Source organism: Nostoc sp. ChiVER01, assembly GCF_034531155.1.
In the GTDB taxonomy this organism is placed as follows: Bacteria; Cyanobacteriota; Cyanobacteriia; order Cyanobacteriales; family Nostocaceae; genus Nostoc.
Genome location: NZ_JAVRBS010000029.1, coordinates 42,103 through 63,204 on the forward strand (window position 1 = coordinate 42,103; position 21,102 = coordinate 63,204).

9 protein-coding genes and 1 pseudogene are annotated in these 21,102 nt (G+C 37.7%); 7 read left to right on the forward strand and 3 right to left on the reverse strand.

All coding sequences use genetic code 11. The features are described from left to right. Positions 1–76 precede the first annotated feature (76 nt). The 7 genes from RMY00_RS28625 to RMY00_RS28655 all read left to right on the forward strand — a co-directional run bounded on the left by RMY00_RS28625 (position 77) and on the right by RMY00_RS28655 (position 18,283). Complete coding sequence (locus RMY00_RS28625) at positions 77–814, forward strand: tetratricopeptide repeat protein (RefSeq protein WP_322650782.1); 738 nt, start codon at positions 77–79, stop codon at positions 812–814. Positions 815–1,013: 199 nt separating this feature from the next. Then, entirely contained in the window at positions 1,014–1,568 is a 555-nt protein-coding gene (locus RMY00_RS28630) for a tetratricopeptide repeat protein (RefSeq protein ID WP_322650783.1), read from the forward strand. A 113-nt stretch (positions 1,569–1,681) separates the two neighbouring features. After that, positions 1,682–1,801, forward strand: a complete 120-nt coding sequence (locus RMY00_RS28635) for a hypothetical protein (RefSeq protein ID WP_322650784.1) — start codon at positions 1,682–1,684, stop codon at positions 1,799–1,801. 32 nt (positions 1,802–1,833) lie between these two features. Further along, a complete protein-coding gene (locus tag RMY00_RS28640; RefSeq protein WP_322650785.1) occupies positions 1,834–4,338 on the forward strand; it encodes a CHAT domain-containing protein in 2,505 nt (834 codons plus the stop codon). Positions 4,339–4,440: 102 nt separating this feature from the next. Then, a complete protein-coding gene (locus RMY00_RS28645; RefSeq protein WP_322650786.1) occupies positions 4,441–10,182 on the forward strand; it encodes a tetratricopeptide repeat protein in 5,742 nt (1,913 codons plus the stop codon). A gap of 74 nt (positions 10,183–10,256) precedes the next feature. Next, complete coding sequence (locus tag RMY00_RS28650; RefSeq protein WP_322650787.1) at positions 10,257–15,893, forward strand: tetratricopeptide repeat protein; 5,637 nt, start codon at positions 10,257–10,259, stop codon at positions 15,891–15,893. A gap of 113 nt (positions 15,894–16,006) precedes the next feature. Then, positions 16,007–18,283 (forward strand): caspase family protein, encoded by a 2,277-nt coding sequence (locus RMY00_RS28655; RefSeq protein WP_322650788.1) that lies wholly within the window; start codon positions 16,007–16,009, stop codon positions 18,281–18,283. Between the two features lie 164 nt (positions 18,284–18,447). Here the strand turns inward: RMY00_RS28655 and RMY00_RS28660 are convergent, their stop codons facing one another. The 3 genes and pseudogenes from RMY00_RS28660 to RMY00_RS28670 form a co-directional block, all read right to left on the reverse strand. Next, positions 18,448–19,203, reverse strand: a complete 756-nt coding sequence (locus RMY00_RS28660; RefSeq protein WP_322650789.1) for a hypothetical protein — start codon at positions 19,201–19,203, stop codon at positions 18,448–18,450. Continuing rightward, positions 19,178–20,551, reverse strand: a complete 1,374-nt coding sequence (gene dnaB / locus RMY00_RS28665; RefSeq protein ID WP_322650790.1) for a replicative DNA helicase — start codon at positions 20,549–20,551, stop codon at positions 19,178–19,180. The genes RMY00_RS28660 and dnaB overlap by 26 nt, the downstream gene beginning before the upstream one ends. Before the next feature lie 15 nt (positions 20,552–20,566). Then, positions 20,567–21,102 (reverse strand): annotated as a pseudogene (locus tag RMY00_RS28670) (hypothetical protein); the annotation flags it as partial.

A 21,102-nucleotide genomic window follows, 5' to 3' on the forward strand; every position in this document is an offset into this window, starting at 1 on the left:
AAAACTCATTTTGGCATATCCTCTCAAATCCCAGAAATACATATTCATGTGAGCGAGCAAAACATAGTTGCAACAGATGCATTTATTCATCTTAGTACAACTTCATTCATCCAACATCAACAAATATCAAGGAGCAGACCAAATGAAAGGCTTAAAGTTAGCAGCAGTAATCGCAGTTGTCGGAACAATGTTTTTTACTTCGCAAACTTTGGCTGGGAGCTTAAGCGATTCTAATGCGTTGCTTGTAACACGAGCAAAAACTGAATTGAAACCCCAGTTAAAACTACCTAAAATCGAACCACTGTCCAAACTTAATTCTTCTCTCAAAGCTCACAATGCTAATAATATAGATGCATTATTAACTCAAATATCACAAGATTTAGATAAAGGAGATTTTCAAAAAGCACTCGAAGGTTGTAATGCAGTTTTAAAAATTGATAAAAATAATTTTTCAGCTTACTTCTTTCGAGGATTTACTTATACTCAATTAGGAGAATATCAGACAGCAATTGCAGATTTTGAGCAAGCTATACGTATTGACCCTAGTTCTGCTTATCCTTATTTTGGTAGAGGATTTGCTAACGTTCAACTGGAAAAATATCGTGACTCGCTCACAGATTTTCAGCAAACCATCAAAACGGAACCTGAATTTGCTCACGCTTATTTTTGGCGAGGTATCGCTTTAGCGAATTTAGCTCAAACAGATGAAGCAAAATCTGACTTACAAAAAGCTGCGGAACTTTATCAAAAACAAGGAAATCCTGAAGCTGCTGAACAGGCATTAAATGTGTTTAAAGAAATTGAAACGGCTTAAAAATTGTTTGTGATTGGAGTGTTGATTGTTTTCTATCCTTTTAATTGCCAGGAGTTACTAGCTCCTGGCTAATGAATCAAGCTTACTTAAACTGAGTAAATACAAGTAAATATCGAACATTTTTGCATATCCTCGCAACTCTCAGAAATACATCATCTTGAAACAGTGACAAATTTGTAAACACACAGGAGATATGACAATGAAAGGTTTAAAATTAGCAATTACTTTGGTTGTATTAGGAACAAGTTTTTATAGTGCTAAAGCGGATGCTCAAAACTTCCAAAATCAATTGGTAGTACAAGTTTCAGCTTTGCAAGAAAAACCACAGATTAGAGATTCTCAACTAAAACCAGCTAACACAAGCGGCAATAGTTCCAGCGTTGAAACCCAATTATCGCAGGGTTATGACCTTTTAAAGAAAGATGACTATGAAGGAGCAATTGGAGCATTTAACAAAGTTTTACAGACTGAACGCAATAATGAGAGTGCTACTTACGCTTACTTTGGTAGAGGAATTGCTTATTTGTCTACGGAGAAATATGAAGCAGCAAAATCAGATTTTGACCAAGTAATTGCGCTTGATGCTAAATTTGCACACGCTTATTTTTTCCGGGCTGCTAGTCAATATAAATTAGGCGACAAAGAAGCAGCAGTTTTAGATTTAAATCAAGCTGTTAGCCTTTTTACAGAACAAGGAGAAACAGAATTAGCGAAAAAAGCACAAGACATGATTGAAAACATTCAGACTAGCTAGGACAATTTCGGATTGGATAATTCAATTAGCAAGGTGCGTTAGTCAGTCTAACGCACCATTATTTACCAATATTTTCAACATGGGATGTTTCTGATATATCAACAGTGGCACTAATGAGCGAATTTTATGGTAATTTAAGCAAAAATGCTGATAAAGCAGGTGCGCTACATCAAACGATGCTGGAAACGATGAAAAGTATCCACATCCTAGCGATTGGGCTGTTTTTACGCTGATTGGTTTGCTGTGATGGTGTGGGGTTATGACTATGCGTTCCTGCAAGATTGAACTAAGTGTGTTTATTTGTCTGTTGACTGTTGTTTCGACTTCTTTGGGTTCTAATTTATCATTAATATTTACAACATCACAGGTATTGGCGCAGACTAATAGTGACCGCAAAGCAGAAGCTGATAGGCTTTTGAACGAAGGATTTGATTATCGTCGATTCGGTAAGGTTGAGCTAGCTTTAAAGTCTCATGGACAAGCACTTCAAATTTATCGGGAAATAAAAGACCGCCGAGGTGAGGCTATGGCATTGTCCGCTTTCGGTGACGTATACATCAACTTGGGAAACTTTCCCAAAGGGATTGAATACTTTCAACAGTCTCTGGCGATTATACGCTCGATCAAAAAGCCTGACATCGAATCATTGATACTTTTATATCTTGGTGTTGCTTATTCTGGGCTGGGAAATTACCCACAAGCAATTGAGTATTTAGAACAGAGTTTAATAATGTCAAGGCAATTAAAAGACAAGCTGACGGAGGGTACTGCATTAGAAGACTTGGGTAATGTGTATCTCAAATTGGGAGACTATCCTAAAGCAATTGACTATGTAGAGCAGTCATTGAAAATAGCGCGGGAAGTCCAAAATGATTTACATGAGGGGAGCGCGTTACAACAATTGGGGGAGATTTACTGGTATGTGGGAGACTATCCTAAAGCAATTGAGTATTTAAAACAGGGATTGAAAATTTTTCAGGATATCAAACGTCCTTATGCTGAAAGTTCAGCACTTAGTGGTTTAGGTCGGGCTTATTGGAAACAGGGAAATTACGCCAAAGCGATTGAGTATTTAACACAGGGATTGAGAATTTCACGGGAATTTCAAGACCGTCGAGGTGAGGGAACAGACTTATTAAACTTGGGTAATGTTTACGCTGAACAGGGAAATTATCCAAAAGCTATCGATTATTTACAACAGTCTTTATTAATTGCAGAGGAGACAAACAACCTTGTTAGTAAAGGAAAAATACTAAATAATTTAGGTCATATTTTCTACAAACAGGATAATTTAGCTTTAGCAGAAAGAACTCTAATCGAATCATTGAAGGTAAAAGAATCTCTTCGAGATAGGAAATTGGGTGATAATCAAAAAGTTTCATTGTATGAAACCCAGCGCAATACATATAATACTCTGCAACAAGTCCTCATCGCTCAGAATAAAATCGATGCAGCTTTAGAAATAGCTGAACGTAGTCGCGCTAGAGCTTTTGTAGAATTATTGTCATCTCGATTATCTACTAATAAAAACTTAGAGAAATCTCCACAATCACCAACTATTGCCCAAATGAAACAAACAGCCAAAGTGCAAAACGCCACTTTGGTGCAATATTCAATTATTGCCGATGATTTTAAAGTAACAGATAAATTCCGAACAGAAGAATCAGAATTGTATATCTGGGTCATCAAACCTACAGGTGAAGTAATCTTCCGCAAAGCCGACCTCAAACCTTTGTGGCAAAAAGAAAATACAAATTTAGATAACCTAATTACCACCAGCCGTCAATCAATCGGTGTCAGAAGTCGTGGTATTCAAATATCTTATAAACCCAATCTATCTAAAGCACAAAACAATTTTAAACGACTACATGAATTATTAATTAATCCTATCGCTGATCTGTTACCTACAAAAGAAACTGACAAGGTAATCTTTATTCCTCAAAATTCGTTATTCCTTGTTCCCTTCCCTGCATTGCAAGATGAAAACGGTAAATACCTGATAGAAAAAAATACTATTCTCACGTCACCCTCAATTCAGGTTTTAGATTTAACCCATCAACAACGTCAAAATATAGAGCAGCGAAATTCCACGTCTCTACTAATTGTAGGTAATCCTACCATGCCGAAGGTTGCATTTAAAATTGGGAGTAAGCCGCAACAATTAACTTCCTTACCTGGTGCAGAGAAAGAAGCAAAAGCGATCGCATCCTTATTTAACACCCAAGCTTTAATTGGCAATAAGGCGACAGAAGCAGCGATTGTGAAACGCTTACCCCAAGCGGGAATTATTCATTTTGCTACCCACGGCTTATTTGATGATATTCGAGGATTAGATAGTGCGATCGCGTTTGCTCCTTCTAAAGGAAAGCTCACTCTCACCCCTGAAAATTTAAGCTCTCTCTCATCACCTCTAAGCAAGCAAGATAAAAAGGACGATGGACTACTGACAGCAGAAGAAATTCTCGATCTGAAAATTAACGCTGATTTGGTTGTTCTCAGTGCTTGCGACACAGGTAGAGGTCGAATAACTGGTGATGGTGTTATTGGTTTATCTCGTTCTTTAATTAGCGCAGGTACACCTAGCGTGATTGTCTCTTTATGGGCGGTAGATGATGGTTCAACTGCTTTTTTGATGACTGAATTCTATCAAAATTTGCAACAGAAACTTGACAAAGCCACTGCGTTAAAAAATGCCATACTTGCTGCTAAGAAAAAATATGCGAGTCCATCTCAATGGGCTGCTTTTACTCTTATTGGGGAGTCGCAATAAATTTAATCATAATTGCCTTGGCTATGATTAATGCTCACAAAATAGAGCGATAAATGCTTGTGTTGTGCTAATGAAATTTATTAAAACTTAGGAAAGGTAAAGATGAGAACAGATATTACACCAAAATTAATTTCAACAGGTAATCAATTTAATCTCGCAATATTGAGGTTAGGAGCAATCATTACTATTGCCGGATTATTAAGTGGTATACCAGCAGCTACTGCACTTAAATCTCAGCAAGAAATTATTGCTCAGAAATCACCTTCTCCAACTCCTCAGGCAACATCTACAGATAAATTATTACAAGAAGGAATCACACAGCTACGCGAATATAAACTTAGGGATGCTGAAAAAAACTTTCAACAAGTGTTATTACAAAGACGGCAACAAAATGATGCGGCTGGAATTGCTACCGTTCTAAATTACCTGAGTAAAGTTTATAGTTTATTGAGTGAGCCAACACAGACTTTAAAATTTTCTCAGGAAGCATTGATTATTGCTCAAAAATTAAATAATCGTCCACAAGAAGCAGCAGCTTTAGATAATATTGGTAATGCCTACAGTGGATTTAAGCAATATTCAAAAGCGTTAGATAATTTTCAAAAAGCTTTGATTATTTGGCGAGAAATTAAAGATATTAAGGGTGAGGCAGGTAGTTTAAATAATGTTGGTACAGTTTATATAAACCAAGGTTATTTTTCTCAGGCTGTAGAGGTTTTACAACAATCGCTATCTATTCGACAACAAGGAAAAGATAGTTTTAATGAACCAGAAATAATCGCTTTATTAGGTTTAAGCCACTATACATTAGGTAACATTGACCAAAGTTTTGAAATGTTAAATCAGGCTTTAAAGCTTAGTCGTCAGGTAAATAATCCTAAAGCTGAAAGTATTGCACTAATGTCAGCAGGAACTGTTCATATTTTTTCAAGACAAATTGACAAACAAATAGAGTATATGCAACCAGCACTTCTACTCGCTAGACAAAGCGGTAATGTATTGGAAGAAATGAAACTTCTTGCTTATATTGCAGATGCTTATAATCAGTTAAAAAATCCTAAAAAAGCAGTTGAATACAGTCAGCAATCTTTAGAAATAGCTCAGAAAGGATTAGCTATTTATCAAAACCAAAACAATTCGGCAGAAGCAGCCCAAATATTTATTAATATTGCATCAATTTACAGTAAGCAGCAACAGCATGATAAAGCTTTAGCATCATATCAGCAAGCTTTAAAAATTTTCCGACAACTCAAGCAGCGAGAATTAGAATTAGAAACTATCAGTCAGATAGCTGATATTTATAACCAGCAGAAAAAATTTGATCAAGCTGTAGATTTACACCAGCAAGCACTGATAATTTTTAAAGAACTCAATAATCCACCAGCACAATTAGGTTTGCTTGCGTCAGTAGCACTGGCTTACGACAATCTACAGCAATATCCAAAAGCTATTGATTACTATCAGCAAGGTTTATCAATTGCTCAAGTAAATAAATTACCTTTATATAAAGGTATTATTCTTTATGGAATGTGTAATCTTTACTATGACTGGAAAAAATATAAGGAAGCAAGTGATAGTTGTGAGCAAGCTTTAGCTATTTTGGAGAAAATCAAAAGACCAGAGGAAGAATTGATTAATCTTATCGGCTACATAGGATTATTATATGAAAGTCAACAAAATTATTCTCAAGCAGAATCATATTATCAACAAGTACTCAAACGTCGGCAGGTTTTATATGGTTCAGAGAGTATTGAAATAGTAAAAAATATTAAGACATTAGGTTATCTATACAACAATCAAGGTAAGTATCGAGAAGCTTTACCATATTTTCAACGCGCTCTAGCACTTCAAGAAAAACATCTTGATCAAGAAAATATAGAGGTTGTTAACAGTTTGAATCAATTGACCAGCCTTTATATTAAATTGGTTAATTATCCAGAAGCATTAAAAGTTGGTCAACGCGCTCTTACAATTATTCAAAAAATGCGTGGTTTGGAACATCCAGATGTTGCTTCTTCCTTGAATAATTTAGCTAATATATACACAGGTTTAGGGAATTATCAAGAAGCATTACGACTTTATCAACGTGCCTTAACAATCACAGAAAAAAATTCAAAAAAAGACTTTTGGGATGATTTTAACCTAGCAGTTCAGCTTAATAACCTAGCGTCAGCTTATAGAGACTTAGGTAATTATGATGAAGCTGAGAAAACTTGGCTACGTGCTTTAAAAATCCGCGAACAGCTATACCAAAATGCACTAACTGCTCAACTGAGCGAACATGCCTATAAAATCAACTCGCTAGCTGGTGTGGTAGCTGGTAGTCTTAATAATTTAGCTAACTTATATCAAGATAAAGGAAATTATATTGAAGCGCTCAAACTTCATCAACGTGCTTTATCTCTTAATGAAAAAGCATTTGGTAAAGAACATCCTGATGTTGCTTTAAGTATGAATAATCTTGCTTCCGCGTATAAAGATTTAGGAAGATATCAAGAAGCGCTATCCCTAACAAAAACCGCTTTAGCTATTAATGAGAAAATTCTTGGTGCGGAACATCCTCAAGTTGCTTCTAACCTCAATAATTTAGCCATTATCTACCTAGCACAGGGAAAATATACAGAAGCGCAAGGTTTATTTCAACGCGCTTTGACTATTCGTGAAAAAGTATTTGGTAACGAGCATCCATTAGTTGCTATTAGTCTGAATAATCTTGGTGGATTGTATAGCACACAAGGTAATTATCAGCAAGCAATGGTTTTATATAAACACGCTTTGGAAATCCGTCATAAAATATTTGGTGAGGAACATCCAGATATTGCTAGTAGCTTGAATAATTTGGCAAGTGTATATCAAGACCAAGGTAAATATCAAGAAGCACTTTCTTTACATGAACATGCTTTAGCTATTCGAGAAAAACGATTAGGCTCCGAACATCCAGATGTTGCTAATAGCCTGAATAATTTAGCAGAGATATACGTTACACAAGCAAAATATCAACAAGCAATAGAGTTACATCAACGCGCTCTCACTATCAACAATAAAGTATTTGGTATCGAAAATATTAACAGTGCCAGAAATCTTAGTAATTTGGCTAGTACTTACCATGACTTAGGCAACTATAAAGAAGCCCTTCCTTTATTTCAAAGTGCTTTAGCCATACGAGAAAAAATATTAGGTTCTGAACATCCCGATGTTGCCAAGACTCTTAACAGCTTAAGTCTATTCTATGCAGAGCAAGGTAATTATGCAGAAGCACAAAAACTCAGTCAACGCGCTTTATATATTCAAGAAAAAGCATTTGGTAAAGAACATCCTGACGTTGCCACAAGCCTCAATAATCTAGCTGAAATCTACAAAACCTTAGCTGACTATAAGCAAACTCTGGAATTACACCAACGTGCTAAAGCAATTAACGAAAAAGTATTTGGTACAGAACATCCTCAGATAGCATATAGCCTTAACAATTTGGCTGGTGCATATTTAGCTCAAGGGAATTATCCAGAAGCACTAAAATTATATCAAGAAGCTTTGAAAATTAACAAAAAAGCATTTAATGACGAGCATCCTTTGGTTGCTCAATCACTTCAGAATTTGGCTAATCTATATAGTGACTTGGGGAATGATAAAGAGGCTGAAGCTTTATATGAACAAGCTTTAAGAATCAACAAAAAGGTATTTGGCAGCAACCATCCGATGGTTGCGACAATCGCTAGTAATCTTGCAAATACCTATTATCACCTGGAAAAGACTACTGAGGCAGAAACAGAAACGAAACGTGCTTTAGAAATCCGAGAACAGGTATTTGGAGCAAATCATCCTGATGTGGCTCTTAGTCTCAATAATTTAGCTAATTTGTATAATAACCAAGGCAAGTATAAAGAATCTCTTCAACTTTTACAACGTTCTTTAGCTATTTGGGAAAAAGTATATGGCACTAATCATCCCCAAGTTGCACTAAATTTAAGTAACCAAGGTTGGGCTTATTTTCTCTTAGGAAATAATCAAAAAGCACTGGAACTCTTACAAAAATCGCTTTCGATGAAAGAAAGCTTTTTTGGCTCCCAACATCCAGGTGTTGTTAAGGATTTAAGATTACAAAGTTATGTATACCATGCTCAAGGCGATATAAACCGTGCCATTGAAGTGAGAAATCGCAGTTTAGATATTAGCGATCGCAACCTCAATATTATCCTTGGTATTGGTTCGGAACGCCAAAAACAAAACTATATGATGGCGTTAATTAATGAGTCAACCGACATCACAGTTTCCTTACACCTCCAGTCAGCACCCAATAATCCCGAAGCTGCAAAACTGGCTCTCACCGCAATCCTGCGGCGGAAAGGACGCATACTTGATGTTCTCAGCGATAATCGTAGCTGGTTACGACAAAACCTTACCCCAGAAAACCAAAAATTATTTGACGAACTCACAACCATTAGTTCCCAACTGGCAAGACTCACGTACACTGAATCTAGTAACTTTGGTCAAGAATTTGCAAAACTCCAAGCTGAGTATGACAAATTAGAAGCAGAACTCTCTAAACGTAGCAGCGAATTTCGCACTGTCACTCAAATCACCACAATTGAATCAGTGCAAAAATTAATACCTGCTGATTCTGCATTAGTAGAATTTACGCTGTATCAACCCTTAATCAATCCCAAAGCCGGAAAAAAGAGCGATCGCTATGGTAAACCCCATTATGCAGCATATATCCTGACATCCCAAGGCGCACCACAATGGGTAGATTTAGGAGAAGCGGAAGCTATCGATCGAGAAATTAGTGAATTTGGTGACATCCTGCAAAGTAAATCCCGCGATGTTAAACCAATTGCGCGTCGCTTGGATAGCAAACTCATGCAACCCATCCGCAAACTATTGGGTGATAAGCGAAAACTGCTACTTTCTCCCGACAGTCAGCTGAATCTGATTCCCTTCGCTGCGCTGGTAGATGAAAATAACCGCTATTTGGTAGAAAATTACACTATTAATTACCTTACTACTGGACGTGACTTACTGCGCTTATCAAACCAATCACCCAGCCGTCAAACACCTGTGGTGATGGCAAATATTGATTTTGGCAATGCTGCAAGTAACTTATCTCTGTCGGGAAAAGGCGATCGCCAAGCAAAACGTTCCTCGGAATTTGACAGACTAAAATTTTCATCCTTACCAGGAACAAAGGAAGAAGCCGAAGCCATTACCCCCTTATTAAAAGATGTAAAACTCCTAACAGGCAACCAAGCCACAGAAAATACTCTCAAACAATTACAGTCACCCAGTATTTTACATATCGCTACTCACGGTTTCTTTCTCACCGATAAAAAAATAGACTTTCCAGATATTCAAGATTTAGCTGTGGGAAATCGTGGAATCATCGTCAAACCTGGTTCCAGTCGTCAGGTGAGTAAGAACATTGAAAATCCCCTATTGCGTTCCGGTATTGCGTTAGCTGGATTTAACAACCGTCACAGTGGTGATGAAGATGGTGTACTGACAGCCTTAGAAGCATCTTCCTTAAATTTATCGGGTACTAAATTAGTCGTACTTTCCGCCTGTCAGACTGGTGTGGGCAAAGCAACCAACGGCGAAGGGGTATATGGTTTGCGTCGTGCTTTTGTAATGGCTGGTACTCAAAGTCAGTTAATTAGTCTCTGGAATGTTGATGATTTGGGAACTAAAGAACTGATGGTGAAATATTACGGACGATTAATCAAAAATGAGGGACGTTCCGAAGCTTTGCGACAGACACAATTAGAAATGTTGAATTCCCAAAAATACCAACATCCATTTTACTGGGCCGCATTCATCCCTTCTGGTGATTGGACTCCTGCTAAATTTTAGCCTCATTTTTGGCATATCCTCCCAAAAGCTAGAAATACATATCACCAACCCGCATAAAAGAGACAAACAAATTCATGCAAAATATATCATCTCCTAAAAAATCAGTGAAACCAAACGCTAAATTTAACTTATTAATTCTAAGAGTAGGCACATTTATTAGCCTTACAATTTTATTGAGTGGAATAACCGAAGCTGCTTTTTCCTCAAAACAAGAAATTATTACTCAAAACTCAATTACCTCTACTTTTCAAGCAACATCTACAGATAAATTATTGCAAGCAGGAATCACCCAGTTACGCGAATATAAACTCAGAGATGCAGAGAAAACTTTTCAACAAGTTTTAGCACTGCGACAAAAACAACAAGATTCTTTAGGTGAAGCAGAAGCATTAAATTATTTGGGCGAAGTTTATAACTCATTAGGCGAATATCCAGAAGCGCAGAAAGCATTAACTCCAGCTTTAGCTATTTATCAAAAGCTGAATAATCGCCAAAGTGAAGGTAATGTATTAGATAATCTGGGTGAAACTTATCAGGGATTAAAAGAATATTCAAAAGCACTGGAAACCTTTCAAAAAGCTTTGACTATACGTCGAGAAACAAATGATAAGAAAGGGGAAGGTGAAACACTAACTAATATTGGTGTTGTTTATATTGCTCAGGGTAAAGCCCAAGAGTCAGTAGAACCACTGCAAGAATCTTTAAAAATTCGACAGCAGATTAAAGATAGTTTTTATGAACCTGAAACTATTGCTTTATTAGGTTTAGTAAATAGAGCTTTAGGTAAAACCGAAGCAGGTTTAGAATTACTCAATGAAGCCTTACAACTTAGTCGCCAAGTCAAAAATATTCGTGCAGAAGCAATAGCTTTAACCCTCAACGGCCTAGTTTATCAAGGTTTGAATAAAGATGATAAAGCCCTTCAATTCTATCAAAGTGCATTAATAATCATCAAAAAAGGCGGAAATCTTTCTGAAGAAGCTTCTATACTCAATTACATGGGATTATCTCACCACAAGTTAAAACAATATCCCCAAGCAATAGATTATTTTCAGCAAGCTTTACCCATTCATCAAAAACTCAAAAACCGCGAAGGTGAAGTAGAAATTTTAGTTAGTATTGGTTTAAGTTATTATGAACAAGAAAAATCACAATTCGCCTTGGATTATTTTAATAAAGCATTAGCAATCTATCAAGAGCTTAGAAAACCTACGTCACAAGAAACAATTTTATCTTTAATAGGAGGTATTTACAGAACTCAATTAGAAGATTATCCCAAAGCATTAGAATATTATCAGCAAGCTATAGCTATTGCACGACAATTAAAAGAACCTAAAGATATAGCTGGTAATCTTGGCGCTCTTTGCGATACTTATTCCTTGATGACACAACATAAACAAGCAATAGATAGTTGTCAGGAAGCTTTAGCACTTTATGAAAAAATACCCAATCAAAAAGAACGCGAAGCTTCAATGCTTCTCAGTCTTGGGCAAATAAATGAATTACAAAAAAACTACGCTCAGGCTGAGTCATTTTTTCAACGTGCTTTAGCAATAAATTCTGAGTTACATGGTCAGGATAGTATAAAAATTGCAGATAATGTCTTTAATTTAGCAAATTTTTATCGCGATCGAGGCAAATACAATCAAGCATTATCCTATTATGAACGCCTTTTAGCAATCAGAGAAAAAAATCTTGGTTCAGAACATCCAGATGTGGCACTGAGCCTTAATTTTGTTGGTCATGTTTATACAGATTTAGCTAAATACCAAGAAGCATTAAAGTATTATCAACGCGCTCGAAAAATTTATGAAAATAATCTTGATTCTCAGGCAGATAAATATTCTAGTGTTCTAAATAATATCGCTATTGTCTATAGTTATTTAGGGAACAACAAGGAAGCAATTATTTTGTATGAAAAATCTCTACAAATAACGAAAAAAACTTGGGGTGATGAAAGTTCTCAAATAACTAAAGCCTTGAGTAATCTTGCTAATTCTTATGAAGAGTTAGGAAATTATCAGAAAGCAGAAGAACTATATAAGCGTTCTTTAACAATAGCTGAGAAACGATATGCAAAAGCAGTAGATGCTAAACTTTTAGAGGAAGCAGCATATCTCAGCTATAGCGCTGAAAATTTTGCATCATCTCTGCAAAAATTGGCTGGTTTATATCAAAACCAGGGAAAGTATCAAGAAGCAATTCAATTATATAAAAAAGCGCAAACAATAAGTGAAAATCAATTTGGAACCGAACATCCTCAAGTTGCTACAATTATCAATGGTTTAGCTTTGGTTTATAAAAAGCAGGGAAAATATCAAGAAGCGCTACAACTTTACCAACGTGCTGAGAAAATATTTGCAAAATCTTTTGGTACTGAACATCCTGAATATGCTACCTATCTTGGCAATTTGGCTAATTTATACCAAGAAAAAGGTAATTATGCAGAATCATTATCTCTATTTGAACGTGCTTTAAAAATTAAAGAAAAGATATTGGGTTTTGAACACCCAGATGTCGCTCTTAGCCTGAATAATTTGGCTTTTTCTTACCAAATACAAGGAAGGTACTCAGATGCAATTAAACACTATCAGCAAGCTCTAGCAATTAACAAGAAGGTATTAGTACCCGATCATCCTCAAGTAGCTCTTACTCTCAATAATTTGGCGATTTTATATCAAGAGCAAGGTAACTACTCAGAAGCACTGAAAAATTATCAACGTGCTTTCGCAATTCGTCAAACAATATTTGGCTCAGAACACCCATCTATTGCTGAAAGTTTAAATAATTTAGCAGGTATCTATAAAGAGTTGGCTAACTTTCCTCAAGCTATCGATTACTATAAACGTGCCCAAGTAATAACTGAGAAAGTATTTGGTTCCCAACATCCAAGTGTTGCTAGAATCCTTAATAATTTAGCATCTGTCTATCAAGAACAAGGTAACTATGCAGAAGCATTAAAACTGTTTAAAGATTCTTTAGAAATTCGCCGTCAAACATTTGGTGCAGAACATCCAGAAGTTGCTGGTAGTTGGAATAATATTGCTGTTCTCTATAAAGAGCAAGGAAATTACACAGAATCATTAAAATTATTCCAGTCAGCTTTGAAAATTTATGAGAATAAATTCGGTTCCCAACATTATTTTATTGCTCAGAATTTAAATAATATTGCTAATGTGTATCAGGATTTAGGTAATTATCCAGAAGCTATAGATAAATATCAGCGTGCTTTAGAAATTCGCAGTCAAGTATTTGGTTCTGAACATTACTTAGTTGCTCAAAGTTATAATAATCTTTCTGGAGTATATAAAGAACAAGGTAATTATCCAAAAGCTCTTGATTATGCTCAAAAATCTTTAACAATAAATCAGAAAACATTTAGCAATGAGCATCCAGATATAAGTCAAAATTTAAATAATATAGCTGCGATTTATGAAAATTTAGGAAATAATCGAGAAGCTGAAATTTTATATAATCGGGCTTTAATTATTAATAAAAAACTATTTGGCAAATTTCATCCTAAAGTCGCTATTAATCTTGATAACTTGGCGGTGCTATACTACAACAAAGAAATATTTGGTGAAGCAACAAAAAATATTCAAATTGAACCATTTATCAAACGTGCCTTAGAGATTAGAGAAAAAATATTTGGCTCTAATCATCCCGATGTTGCTCTCAGTCTGAATAATCTATCAAGTTTATATAATGTGCAGGGTAAGCATCAGGAATCTCTTAAACTCTTACAACGTTCTTTAGCAATTTACGAGAAAGCCTATGGTACTAAACATACCCAAGTAGCAATTAACCTGAGCAACCAAGCTTGGACATACTTTCTTTTGGGTAACACTCAAAAAGCAGTGGAACTCACGCAAAAATCTCTTGACATCACAGAAAGTATCGTTGGTTCTGAACATCCTGATTTTGCGAATAACTTGGGAATGCAAGCTTTGTACTACAATGCCCAAGGTGATACATCTCGTGCAATTGAGTTGAGAAAGCGCGGTTTAGAAATAGGCGATCGCAATCTCAATATTATCCTTGGAATTGGTTCGGAACGCCAGAAACAAAATTATATGGCATTACTTGTGGAATCAGGTGATACTGCAATTTCTTCTCACCTCCAGTCAGCACCCAATAACCCCCAAGCAGCAAACCTAGCTTTAACTACAATCTTCCGTCGCAAAGGACGCATACTTGATGTTCTCAGCGACAGTCGAAACTGGTTGCGACAAAACCTCACCCCAGAAAACCAAAAATTATTTGATGAGCTTTCCAGCACGAACTCCCTGCTTGCAAAGCTTTTATACGATAAACCTAGTAATTTTACTAACGCACAATATCGCCAAGAAGTTGCCCAAATTAAGGCTAAAGCAGAGAATTTAGAAGCAGAACTCTCTAAACGCAGTGCTGAATTTCGCATCGCTACCCAACCTGTAACTATTGAAGCAGTGCAAAAACTAATACCTGCGGATACAGCTTTAGTAGAATTTGTTCAATATAAACCCTTAACCAATCTCAAAGGTGTAAAACGAAGCGATCGCTATGGTAAATCTCGCTATGCTGCCTACATTCTTACATCCCAAGGCTCAACCCAATGGGTAGATTTAGGAGAAGCAGAAATTATCGATCAAGAAATAGCCGAATTTGGTACAGTTCTGCAAAGTAAATCCCGCGATGTTAAACCAATTGCGCGTCGCTTGGATAGCAAACTCATGCAACCCATCCGCAAACTATTGGGTGATAAGCGAAAACTGCTACTTTCTCCCGACAGTCAGCTGAATCTGATTCCCTTCGCTGCGCTGGTAGATGAAAATAACCGCTATCTTGTAGAAAATTATACTATTAATTACCTTACTACTGGACGTGACTTACTGCGATTATCTAATCAGCCATCTAGTGTTCAACCACCTGTGATGATGGCGAATATCGATTTTAATAACGCGGCAAATAACGCACCTATACCCGTAGGTAACAAAGAAGATTTAAAACGCTCCTCAGAAATCAACAAACTCACATTTAGTCCCTTACAGGGAACAAAGCAAGAAGCAGATGCTATTTTACCTCTGCTGAAAGAAAGAGGTATAAATGTAAACATTTTAACAGGAAGTCAAGCCACAGAAAACGCCCTGAAACAAATGCGATCGCCTAGTATTCTCCATATCGCTACTCACGGTTTCTTTCGCACCGATGAAAAAATAGAAGTTCCCGATACTTTTGATTTAGCTGTAGAAAATCGTGGAATTATAGTCAAACCTGGTTCTAGCCATCGAGTGAGCAAGAACATTGAAAATCCCCTACTGCGTTCCGGTATTGCTTTAGCTGGAGCTAATCAACTTCGCAGTGGTAGTGAAGATGGTGTACTGACAGCCTTAGAAGCATCTTCTTTAAATTTATCGGGTACTAAATTAGTCGTACTTTCAGCTTGTCAAACAGGAGTAGGTAAAGCAACCAACGGCGAAGGGGTATATGGTTTGCGTCGTGCTTTTGTGATGGCTGGTACCCAAAGTCAGTTAATTAGTCTTTGGGATGTTAACGATTTAGGTACAAAAGAACTAATGGTGAAATATTACGGAAGATTAATCAAAAACGAGGGACGTTCCGAAACCTTGCGACAGGCGCAATTAGAAATGTTGAAGTCCCAGCAGTATCAACATCCATTCTTCTGGGCTGCTTTCATACCTTCCGGAGATTGGACTCCTGTCAAATTTTAGCCCCAATTTTGGCATATCCTTCCAAAAGCTAGAAATATACTACTTTGATGCAACTTAAGTATCAGAGTACAAAGCCTAACATCATTCACATTTAATTCAAAACCCAAAATTTTATGATACATATCAAACGTCGTCAATTTCTGCAATTCGCTAGTTCTGCCTTAGCTACAGTCGGTATAAGCCAATTGGACATCATGCGCCAATCCCAACAATATGCCAAAGTTCTAGCGCAAAATACACCCCGCAAATTAGCATTACTGGTAGGGATTGATGAATATAAAAATGGTATTTCAACATTAGGAGGTTGCGAAAATGATGTTTTGTTGCAACGCGAATTATTAACTCACCGCTTTGGTTTTAAAAACACAGATATCTTAACTTTGACTAATACACAAGCAACACGCCAAAGCATCTTAGAGGCATTTGAACAACATTTAATTGACCAAGCTAAACCCGGCGATGTGGTAGTATTCCACTATTCTGGGCATGGTTCATTAGTACAAGATAAAGACCGTGATACACCGGATGGACTCAACGGTACACTTGTTCCCGTTGATAGTTCCTTACCTCCTAATGGTGGTGTAGTTCAGGACATTATGGGGCATACCCTATTTTTACTCATGTATGCGTTAAAAACTGAAAATGTCACCGTCGTCCTAGATTGTTGCTACTCTGGTGCAACCAAACGAGGTAATTTAGTAGTGCGTTCCCGCGGCGATGGCGGAAGCAACTTTTTGGCTAGTCCCGCAGAGTATGAAGAACAGCGTAAATTGCTGGCAAAAACCAAACTTTCAGCACAAGAGTTTATAAACAAACGTAAAAAAAATGTCGCCAAAGGTATTGTAATTACTGCTGCTAAACGTAACCAAGAAGCAAAAGAAGCTAGAATTAGTGACTTTAGTGCTGGAGCTTTTACTTACGCATTAACTCAATATCTTTGGCAACAAATAGGGGATGAATCTTTTAGTAAAACTTTTGTCAATGTTCGTGAAAGCACTCAAGAAATCATCTGGGATCAACAAAATGGTCAGAATCAAGTACCAGAAATAGAGCAAAATTTGCCAGGAAATTCAAATGCATCAATCTATCATTCCACACTCAAAGCAGTTCCAGCAGAGGCTGTTGTAACTGATATTAATGGTGATGAAGTCAATTTATGGTTGGGAGGTATACCTTCACAAAGCTTAGAAGGATTTAATGAAAAAGCAGTTTTTACAGTAGTAGATGCAAATGGCGAGGGACGGGGACAAGTGCAAATTTCATCCCGTAAAGGATTGACAGCTAAAGGTAAATTAGTTAGCACTGCACGTACCCAACTAGGAAAAGGGACGCTTTTACAAGAACGTATCCGCACCATCCCCAAAGATTTAACTTTAAAAATTGGACTAGATGACACTTCTTTGGATAGCAACACCATCAAACAAGCTAAACAAGCACTACAGGCTATTAACCGTATAGAAGTATTGTCCTTAGGACAAAACGAAGTACATTATATCTTTGGTCGTATGACTCAAGCTAAATGCCAAGAACTACGACAAAAACGCATACCAAACTTGCCTATTGTCGGTAGTTTCGGAGTATTTTCGCCAACATTGGATGGAATCATTTTCAGTTCCTTTGGCAATGCAGATGAACCAGTCACTAGTGCCGTGGAACGTTTACGACCAAAGCTAAAATCATTTTTAGCGGCCAGAATTGTTAAAGATATACTTGGAAACACAAATACATCACAAATAAGTATAACTACCTCAATAGTTGTTGCTGGTAGTCAAAAACTACTCGCTGAAACTTTCACAACTCGTAGTTTTAAACAAAATACTGGAGTTGCAGATTCTCCCAAACCCAGGCAACCAATCAACTTTTCCGATTCAGGTGTAGCAAAATTGTCCGTAGGCATCAGTATAGCTTTCCAAATTCAAAATAATGAATCCGTGCCCCTCCACGTTAGTATTTTAGGCATAGATAGTACAGGTAAAATGGACGTTCTTTTCCCTTACGATAGGTCAGAAGGTGCGATATTAGTGCAACCAAGACAAAAACTGTCAATTCCCCGACCACCTGAACCAGGGGAAAAACCTACCACCTTTGATATTTCAGAACCACTAGGTTTTGCAGAAGCCCTGATCATTGCCAGTACTGAACCATTACGTGGTTTTCTAGATGTCATCAAAACATTAGCAAATACTAGAGGAATAGGCGATCAACGTAGTCCTATCCCAGATATTACCGGAGACGAATTTTTAGATTTAACTAATAGTTTGTTAGATGATTTAGACAGAAGTACACGCGGGACAAATAGCAATGAAAATATGCAGATACCTCCAAACACTCATGGAAGTGATACTACCAAGTTAGCAGTGATGTCGATTCCATTTGAAGTTGTTGCTTAAAAAAATACAGTTTCTTCAGTACTTGTTAAGTAAGTCAGCGGGAAAATTTACAAGTATGTAACGAAAGACCGCTATAGAGGGTTCAGGCTTTTATGCAAATACACATAGAATTGGTATTACCTAGTATTTATGATTTGCGCAGCTTTTCTGAGGTAATGGTTTTTCTAGAATTTTACACGCAATACTAACAAAATTTCTCTAACTGGGGCTTTATCTGCTTCTAGCTTCTCTATTCTCTCTAATAGTCGTTTTGGAATATACTTGCACTTTTTAAGGAGGCGATCGCCATCTTTCCAGAACTCATAGTGATACCAAGCTTGGGGATAATCTTTGCCGTGAAGGGTAATGGTTTTCCACTGAATGGAGCCACTACCTAATCCTTTGTGTCGTCTAGTTTTACTAGGGCTATTTTTACTGGGGGGTATCTCTGACTGCTCGACATCATTACTAGGGCTATTTTTACTGGGGGGCATCTCTGACTGTTCGACATCGTTACTAGGGCTGTTTTCGATATCCCCCAGTAATGTGTTTTTACTAGGGCTAGGCAAAACACCCAGTAATGCCAAAATTTCTCTAATTGGGCGCTTCTTGAACTCTGCTTCTTGAATATCCCCAAGTAAATACTTAGGAATGTACTTGGTCTTCTTTCTCCCTTTTTCTTGCCAATGATAATAAGCCTGGGGATAGTCCTTTCCACCCCTAGTAATGGTGCGCCAATGAATAGTGCCATTACCCTCACCCCAATTTCTGCGCTTTTTACTAGGGTTGTCTTTACCGGGGGGTATTTCTATTTCTTCAAAATTTTTACTAGGGCTATTATCAATACCCCCCAGTAAAAATTCCGATACAGGAGGCGGATAGTTTTGACAGGAGTTGGAGGACTCCGATATTCCATCACCGCAAATTCTGGATAATTCCATAGGACTTGTCAAAAAATACCGTTGCTGTGCCTGTTTCACCGTGCCGTGCTTTAGCCATGATTAGCTCTAATATTCCTTGCTCTGTAGTGTCTGGGTTGTAGTACTCATCCCGGTAAGCAAGAATAATATTGTCTGCCACCATTTCTAAAATTCCCGATTGGCTAAGGTCGCTCATCATTGGGCGCTTATTCTGTCTGCCCTCAACTCCCCTAGAGATTTGGGACAGTGCTAGCACGGGTACATCTAGTTCCCCTGCCATTTTGTAAAGTCCCCTGGCTACATCTCCTAGTTCATAGCTGCGGTTGCCTCCAGAGTCCTCTGCCATCATTTGCAGGTAATCAACTACAACTAACCCCAGTTTTCCCTCTTTGTCCTTAATTTGACGGCATTCTGATGCAATTTGTGAAACGGTGATGCCCCTTGAATCATTCATATAAAGCGGCAGTTCTGAGGCAATATCAACGATTTTGGCAATAAGCGTGAATTCCCAATCTGCTAAAGGTTGAAATTTGGCTCGATGTCTGCGGATGCGATCGCTCTTCAGTGGCGTTAATCTTAAATGTTTGTAGGCATTGGTGACGCTAATTAAACTCCACAGCCTGTACTCTAATTGTTTCTTTGTCATCTCCAGCGAGAAGATAGCCACAGGTAAATCGTGGAGCAATATCATCTTGAGAGCTAGTTGCAACGAAATCTGGGACTTTCCCATTGACGGTCTACCCGCAACTATGGTGAGCGTACCGCCTTCAAATCCGACCATTAAATTATCGAGTTCATCAAGTCCTGTAGAGTAGATAGGGCTTCCTGAATCTAATTCCTTGTAAGCAGCAATACTAATTGTGCTGTTGTGTTCGGTGTTTGAACCAAAGCCCTGGTTAGAAAGCTGGAATACTTTCTGTTGCGATTGATCAAGGATTTTGGGTAACTCAGTTTCAGTTTCATAACCCAAATGGACAATCTCATTGCCAGCTTTGATTAACTGCCGCCGCAGGTATTTTTCCATTACTAACCCTGCCAAAGCGTCGATGTTCACAGCTGACACCGTGCGGTCTACTAAAGTTGCTAATTTATTTCTCCCACCAATGCGGGTAAGTAAATCATGGTCAGTCAGCCAACTGGTTACAGAGAGCAAGTCTGTGGGTTTACCCTGGCTGTGAAGGCGCAGCGCTGCTTGATAGATATCTTTGTGAGCGCTAATGTAAAAAGCTTCTGGAATCAAAGAATCGCTCACTCTACCTATTGCTTCTGGGTCAAGCATAATACCGCCTAAAATCGCCTCTTCCGCCTCGATATTTTGGGGTGGCAGGCGATCGCTACCATCACCTTGGAAACTTAGTTGTTCTGTCATAAGCGACTTGAAACTTTAGATTGAATTGGGCAAAGCTTCCATTGATTCATTTGTGTTGTCATACATGGACATAGCTTGCTGTCGTTGTTGCTCAAGTTCCTCTTGAAACTTTTTCATTTGACTGCTACGGCTACTTTGAGATTTTTTGGACTCGGCTTGTTGGTATGTCACAAATTTTTTGTAATAAACTTCCCAACGGTTCTGTCCGGCTTTAGTGGTGTGAGCTAACCAAGCCTCAATGTCGTTCACTGGCTGGCTGAGGTTCTTTGTCTTTTCCTCACAAAAATTTAAAAAATTCGCTCGCTCGGTTTCTGAGAGAGAGTCTATAAATTCTAAATAAGTCTTATTAATCTTAGGTGTGCTGGAATCTTTATCTGGTAGTACTTCTGGCTCGTGCTTGTTGCGTGGCGATCGCGCAAGTTGCGTAGCGATCGCGCAAGTTGCGTAGCGATCGCGCAAGTTGCGGTCAGGCAACAAAGTTGCCTCATCACAACTTGTTGCCTCATCACAACTTGTTGCCTCATCACAACTTGTTGCCTCATCACAACTTG

Bases quoted from the DNA above. Each gene is read 5' to 3' on its own strand.
- RMY00_RS28625 (WP_322650782.1), top strand. From the start codon at position 77: ATGCATTTATTCATCTTAGTACAACTTCATTCATCCAACATCAACAAA.
- RMY00_RS28630 (WP_322650783.1), top strand. From the start codon at position 1,014: ATGAAAGGTTTAAAATTAGCAATTACTTTGGTTGTATTAGGAACAAGT.
- RMY00_RS28635 (WP_322650784.1), top strand. From the start codon at position 1,682: ATGAGCGAATTTTATGGTAATTTAAGCAAAAATGCTGATAAAGCAGGT.
- RMY00_RS28640 (WP_322650785.1), top strand. From the start codon at position 1,834: ATGCGTTCCTGCAAGATTGAACTAAGTGTGTTTATTTGTCTGTTGACT.
- RMY00_RS28645 (WP_322650786.1), top strand. From the start codon at position 4,441: ATGAGAACAGATATTACACCAAAATTAATTTCAACAGGTAATCAATTT.
- RMY00_RS28650 (WP_322650787.1), top strand. From the start codon at position 10,257: ATGCAAAATATATCATCTCCTAAAAAATCAGTGAAACCAAACGCTAAA.
- RMY00_RS28655 (WP_322650788.1), top strand. From the start codon at position 16,007: ATGATACATATCAAACGTCGTCAATTTCTGCAATTCGCTAGTTCTGCC.
- RMY00_RS28660 (WP_322650789.1), bottom strand. From the start codon at position 19,203: ATGGAATTATCCAGAATTTGCGGTGATGGAATATCGGAGTCCTCCAAC.
- dnaB (WP_322650790.1), bottom strand. From the start codon at position 20,551: ATGACAGAACAACTAAGTTTCCAAGGTGATGGTAGCGATCGCCTGCCA.